Origin of the sequence: Pseudomonas sp. JV245A (genome assembly GCF_032424515.1) — a bacterium.
In the GTDB taxonomy this organism is placed as follows: domain Bacteria; phylum Pseudomonadota; class Gammaproteobacteria; order Pseudomonadales; family Pseudomonadaceae; genus Aquipseudomonas; species Aquipseudomonas protegens.
This window is the reverse complement of the sequence record NZ_VYKE01000220.1, coordinates 1-5,899: the sequence shown is the minus strand read 5'-3', so window position 1 is coordinate 5,899 and position 5,899 is coordinate 1. Positions and strand designations below refer to the sequence as shown.

The window sequence follows — 5,899 nt, the reverse complement described above, 5'->3', positions numbered from 1 at the left end:
CGCAGCCTGCGGCAGCGGCTACAGGGAGCTGGGTAGGCACTCTCATGGTTACAGACCCGCAGCCATGGCTTTGTCGATCAGCCAGTTCATCGACGGGCCGCGGTCGCTGCTGACTTCCACCGGGCGGCCGGCGAAGGCGCTGCTCAGGGGCGCGTCGGGCTTGATCTGTACGCGGATGTCGGAGGACAGGTCGTTGCTGTTGAGGCTGGCGCTGCTGACGATGGTGCCGGTGCGCACTTCATCCTCGCCGGCGATCTGGAAGTTGACCTTGGTGCCCGGGCGCACGTCGCCGAACTGGCGGTAGGAGAACCGCGCCTCGACATTGGCCAGGCTATTGCGCGGCACCAGTTGGAAGATCACGTCGCCCTTGCTGGCGTACTGCCCGTCGGCCACCAGTTGCTGGGCCACGGTGCAGTCGCAGGGGGAGGTCAGGGTGCCGGTCATCTGCTTGCCGAACAGTTCCTCGACCTTGGCCGGTTGCAGCTGGTTTTCGTCCAGGTGGCCCTTGAGCACGTCCAGCATGCTGGTGCTGAAGCTGGCCAGGGGCGCGCCTTTGGCGACGCTGCCATCGGTCTGCACCAGGCTCTGCACGGTGCCGTCGCGCGGCATCGTGACGTTCATCCCCGGAACGTTGACCAGGCCGGCCTCGGCGTGGCTGACGAAGTACATGCCGTACACCGACTTGAGGATGAAACCGAAGGCGGCAAGGCCGACGATGAAGATCCCGGCGCTGAAGGTCACCGCCCGCAGGCGCCCCAGCGGAGTCATGCCGCTGCCGCTGTCCTTGTTCTTGCGCGCCTTGGTGAAGTTGTCGCGCTGCAGGGTGGCGAGCACGTCGCCCATGCTGACGATGTCGCCGGCCAGGTGCGAGGTGATCAGGTGGCGCAGGGTGGAGATGTCCTGGGGTTCGAGGTTCTGGAACTGGCAACCGACCCGGCCGCTCTGGCGATCGAAGGAGCGGACCTGCAGCTCGACGTCCATGGCCAGGCCGAGGTTGTCGATGACAAATTGCAGGCGGCCCTTGTGCACTTCGCCCACGGTCAGCATCTGCTGCCCGGCGTTGAAGCTCAGGCCGCCGGCGGAGAGGTCGTGGACCCGCACTTCAAGAGGCTTGGCCTCGGTTCCGAAGAAGCGCAGCTTGGCCGGGATCTTGACCCGGGCGTGCTGGCGTTGGGCTTCGGATTCATGCACTACATTGACGTTCACGGCGGTGTTCATAGAGTCGATTTCCTAGTTAATTCAGGCAAGGCGGTTCAGACCATCAGCAGCAGGACAGCGACGAACACGCTGCCGGCCGAGAAGGTCATGGTCCGAGACGACCAGGTGTTGAACCAACGTTGAAAACTGGCCAGGTCGCGGGTCAGCTTGGTGTCCTGGCGGGTCCAGGATTGCTGGTCGAGGCGGAAGAACACGTAGATCTTCACCAGCGCGCCGACGATCTGGTTGTAATAGAGAATCAAGGGGTAGGCCGGGCCGATGCGGTGCCCCGAGCAGGACAGCAGCAGGGTCAGTATCAGGCGGGTAATGCCGATCCACAGCAGGTAGGCCAGGATGAAGGCGGTGCCGTACTTGAAGCTGGCGATGATCGCCACGGTCAGGCCCAGCAGCGAGGTCCACATCGACACGCGCTGGTCGAACAGCACCACGCTGGTGAACAGCCCCAGGCGTTTCATGCCCAGGCCGAGGGCCCGGGAGTTCTGCCGCAGGTTGTTGCCGTACCAGCGGAACATCAGCTTGCGGCTGGCCTTGATGAAGCTCTTCTCCGGCGGGTGCTCCACGGTGTTGATTGCCGCGTCAGGCACGTAGAAGGTGTCGTAGCCCAGGCGCATCAGGCTGAACCAGCTGGACTTGTCGTCGCCGGTAAGGAACTTGAAGCGGCCCAGGCGCCAGTGCTGCAGGGAGTCGCTTTCCACGTCGGCGATGAAGTCCGGGTCGGTGACCACGGTGGCGCGGAACACCGACATGCGCCCGGTCATGGTCAGCACGCGCTTGGACAGGGCCATGGAGCACATGTTGATGTGGCGCTGGGCGAAGCGCAGCTTGTGCCATTCGCTCATGATGTAGCCGCCGCGCACTTCGCAGAATTCGTTGGTGGTCAGGCCGCCGACATTGCCGAACAGCTGGAACCAGGGCACGGTCTTGCGTACCACGCCTTCGCCGAGCACGGTGTCACCGTCGATCACCGCTACCACGGCGCGGCTGTCCGGCAGGTGGCGGGAGATGGCACGAAAGCCGAAGGCCAGGCCATCACGCTTGCCGGTGCCGGGGATGCGCACGAAGTCCAGCTTGACCCGCTCCGGCGGGTTCATCCGCGCCCACAGGCTTTTCACCAGCAGCTCGTCGGACATTTCCACGATCGAGCAGACCACGGTGGTGGGGAAGCCGCAGTCGATGGCTTCACGGATGACCGAGCCGTAGACCTGGGCGGTGGTCAGCGCGTCTATCCGGAAGCTGGTGACCATCAGGTACACATGGGACGGGTCCGCCGCGCTGCCGAGCTTGTGCACCTTGCGCCGCAGGTGCGGGTAGACCACGTAGAGAAACAGCATGCCGCGCACGAAGTGCGTGGCACCCATCGAGTAGCGCCAGATGCCCACGGCGCCAATCAGGAAAATGAAGTCCTTGGACTGTGAGTCGAAGGTCGAGGCGGGCAGCAACAAGGCCATGCCCATCAGCAAACTCGAGTAGAACAGCCAACCGGCGGCCTGAAGCAGGCCGTGCTTTAGCCTGTGCATAATCTGCGTCCATCAAGGTCTCGGGCGAGCCTGTGGGGTGGCCCGAGGGGGGTTAAGGCAGGCATGGAGATCTGGGAGGGCCAGATCGCTGGCCAGCCAGCTCCTACGGGGATGGGGTAGGAGCCGGCTGGCTGGCGAACCCTTACCAGCAGATCCCTTCGGTACGGCCTTTGCTGCAGGTAGCCTTGGACATGAAGCCCACCAGGTCGATGACCTGCTTGCCGTGGGGCACGTCTTCGGCCAGGGCGCGGAACTTCTCGTCGCGGTTGCCGAGAATGATCACGTCGGAGTTGCCGATTACCGCGTCGAAGTCCGAGTTGAGCAGGGACGAAACGTGGGGGATCTTCGACTCGATGTAGTCCTTGTTGGCGCCGTGAACCCGGGCGTACTCGACGTTGCTGTCGTAGATGCTCAGGTCGAAGCCCTTGCCGATGAGCATTTCCGCCAGTTCCACCAGCGGGCTCTCGCGCAGGTCGTCGGTGCCGGCCTTGAAGCTCAGGCCCAGCAGGGCGACCTTGCGCTTGTCATGGCTGGAAACGATGTCGAAGGCGTTCTGCACCTGGGATTCGTTGCTGCGCATCAGCGAGTTGAGCAGGGGCGCCTCAATGTCCAGGGAGCCGGCGCGGTAGGTCAGGGCGCGCACGTCCTTGGGCAGGCACGAGCCGCCGAAGGCGAAGCCCGGGCGCATGTAGTACTGGGACAGGTTGAGGGTCTTGTCCTGGCAGACCACGTCCATCACTTCACGGCCGTCCACGCCCACCGCCTTGGCGATGTTGCCGATCTCGTTGGCAAAGGTGACCTTGGTGGCGTGCCAGACGTTGCAGGTGTACTTGATCATCTCGGCGACTTCGATGTCCTTGCGGATGATCGGTGCATCGAGCTCTTCGTACAGCGCTTGCAGCACATCACCGGAGGCCTGGTCGAACTGGCCGATCACGGTCATGGGCGGGAAGTCGTAGTCCTTGATCGCGGTGCTTTCACGCAGGAACTCGGGGTTCACCGCGACGCCGAAATCCACCCCGGCCTTCTTGCCCGAGCAGTCTTCGAGGATCGGGATCACCACGTTCTTCACGGTGCCCGGCAGCACGGTGCTGCGCACCACGATGGTGTGGCGGGTGGCCTTGTCACGCAGGACGAAACCGATCTCGCGGCACACCGATTCGATGTAGTCCAGTTCCAGGTCGCCGTTCTTCTTGCTCGGGGTACCGACGCAGATCATCGACAGGTCGGTATCGCGAATGGCCTCGGCGAAGTTGGTGGTGCCACGCAGACGAGCGGTCTGGATTCCTTGCGCCAGAAGTTCGCCCAGGCCCGGTTCGACGATCGGCGACTTGCCGGCGTTGATCAGGTCGATCTTGTCTTTGGAGATATCTACGCCAACCACTTCATGGCCCCGTGCGGACAGGCAACCGGCACATACTGCACCGACGTAACCCAAACCAAATATGCTGATGCGCATCGCATTTACCTCTGTGTTATTCACGCCATTAGATGGCCGGAGTTAATGTTTGCCAGCTGTTGTTGCGCACTCGGAAGTCCAGCGAAGTACGCTGTAGTGCCGTGTGCAGGCAGACTAAGTTCCGAGTGACTAAATAAATGCACTCAAGTTGTGCGCAACCGATCCATGTTGTTTTGACTTGCCCTTGAATGTTGCCGGCGGCTCCTGCTGCAGGTCCCTCGAGAAAAACCATCCGCGTTCCTGTGGATGGCTGGATGCCACGTAGTACGGGCTCTCCAGTTGTTTTCGGGGGCCTTGAAGGCCAGCTGTTCCTTGGCTCGTTAGGGGATAGTTGAGGTGCCTTATCTCCGTTTGTTTACCCTTTAGTTCAAGTTTGTGACTCGTTGGTCAAATCAATGTTGCAACTTGATTAGTTCCTCGTGAGTCCGTGTAAGTCATCTCCTACAACCTCGTTGAGAATCGTTACCGGTGGTATGAGCGGTGTCTGAAGGCATAGTTCCTGCCCGCTCATCCTGTTTTTCGAAATTTCTTGAAATATTGAGAAAGATGGCACTGCTCTCAAACTGATAGCACTAACGGTTTGAGCCTTTAGTTATGGGGAGTTGAAGGGGGGGGATATTTTTGTGCCACTACCGAATAAAAAAAGTGGTGCCACCACTGAAAAAAATCAGCGCTGTCGAGTGAAATAAAAGTTAGGCAAAACGCTGAAAGTTCTATGGCGCCAGAAAATTGGCTTATTAAAGGCGGGGAATGTGCGGATGATCACATTCTGGCGCGCTCGCCGGTTGGAAACGAGCGCGGCAGGGGAACGCTTTATTCCGGTGCGTGGTCGCGCAGGAATACCAGGTTGTCGGCCTTGGACTGCTCCGCGCTGAAGCGGTAGCCCTGGACGTCGAATTGCTTGAGCTGAGCGGGGTCGTTGATGCGCTCCTGGATGACGAAGCGGCTCATCAGGCCACGGGCTTTCTTGGCATAGAAACTGATGATCTTGTACTGGCCGTTCTTCAGGTCCTTGAACTCGGTATTGATGATCCGCGCGTTCAGGGCCGTGCGCTTTACCGCCGAGAAGTACTCGTTGGAAGCCAGGTTCAGCAGCAGGTCGTCACCTTGCTCGGCCAGGGCCTCGTTCAGCCATTCGCTGATACGGGTGCCCCAGAAGGCATACAGATCCTTGCCCCGGGCGTTGGCCAGCTTGGTGCCCATTTCCAGGCGATAGGGCTGCATCAGGTCCAGAGGGCGCAGCAGGCCGTACAGGCCGGAAAGCATTCGCAGGTGTTGCTGGGCGTAGTCGAAATCCGCCTCGCTGAGGGTTTCGGCGTTGAGCCCGGTATAGACGTCGCCCTTGAACGCCAGCAGCGCCTGCTTGGCGTTGTCTGGGGTGAAGGCCGGGGTCCAGCTACCGAAGCGCGCGGCGTTGAGCCCGCCGATCTTGTCGGATACGTGCATCAGCTCGCTGATCTGCGCCGGGGTCAGTTCCCGCAGTTGCTGGATCAGTTCCTGGGAGTGGTCGAGGTATTGCGGCTGGGTGAAGCGCTGGGTAACCGGCGGTGTTTCGTAATCGAGGGTCTTGGCGGGTGAAATCACCATCAGCATGGGGTCGTCTCCTTTTGGCGTCGGGGGATTCTAGGGGCTCGGGCGCCCGGACTCCACCTATGATGGCGATAGTCATGACCGCTGATCGCGGTTCGCCGGCAAGCCGGCTCCT

Annotated in this window: 4 protein-coding genes; all 4 read right to left on the bottom strand. The window is 61.2% G+C overall.

Annotated elements, in window-relative coordinates; all coding sequences use genetic code 11:
- Positions 1 to 48 precede the first annotated feature (48 nt).
- Positions 49 to 1,218, bottom strand: a complete 1,170-nt coding sequence (locus F6S12_RS29105; protein WP_011059375.1) for an alginate biosynthesis protein Alg44 — start codon at positions 1,216 to 1,218, stop codon at positions 49 to 51.
- A gap of 35 nt (positions 1,219 to 1,253) precedes the next feature.
- Positions 1,254 to 2,735 (bottom strand): mannuronan synthase, encoded by a 1,482-nt coding sequence (gene alg8 / locus F6S12_RS29100; RefSeq protein WP_409999865.1) that lies wholly within the window; start codon positions 2,733 to 2,735, stop codon positions 1,254 to 1,256.
- 142 nt (positions 2,736 to 2,877) lie between these two features.
- On the bottom strand, positions 2,878 to 4,194 hold the full coding sequence (locus F6S12_RS29095) for a nucleotide sugar dehydrogenase (RefSeq protein ID WP_011059377.1): 1,317 nt from the start codon (positions 4,192 to 4,194) through the stop codon (positions 2,878 to 2,880).
- An 813-nt stretch (positions 4,195 to 5,007) separates the two neighbouring features.
- A complete protein-coding gene (gene yaaA / locus F6S12_RS29090) occupies positions 5,008 to 5,787 on the bottom strand; it encodes a peroxide stress protein YaaA (RefSeq protein WP_011059378.1) in 780 nt (259 codons plus the stop codon).
- Positions 5,788 to 5,899 lie beyond the last annotated feature (112 nt).

What these genes read in the sequence shown, in the direction of transcription:
- F6S12_RS29105 (WP_011059375.1), bottom strand. Translation starts at nt 1,218, where the DNA reads ATGAACACCGCCGTGAACGTCAATGTAGTGCATGAATCCGAAGCCCAA.
- yaaA (WP_011059378.1), bottom strand. Translation starts at nt 5,787, where the DNA reads ATGCTGATGGTGATTTCACCCGCCAAGACCCTCGATTACGAAACACCG.
- F6S12_RS29095 (WP_011059377.1), bottom strand. Translation starts at nt 4,194, where the DNA reads ATGCGCATCAGCATATTTGGTTTGGGTTACGTCGGTGCAGTATGTGCC.
- alg8 (WP_409999865.1), bottom strand. Translation starts at nt 2,735, where the DNA reads ATGCACAGGCTAAAGCACGGCCTGCTTCAGGCCGCCGGTTGGCTGTTC.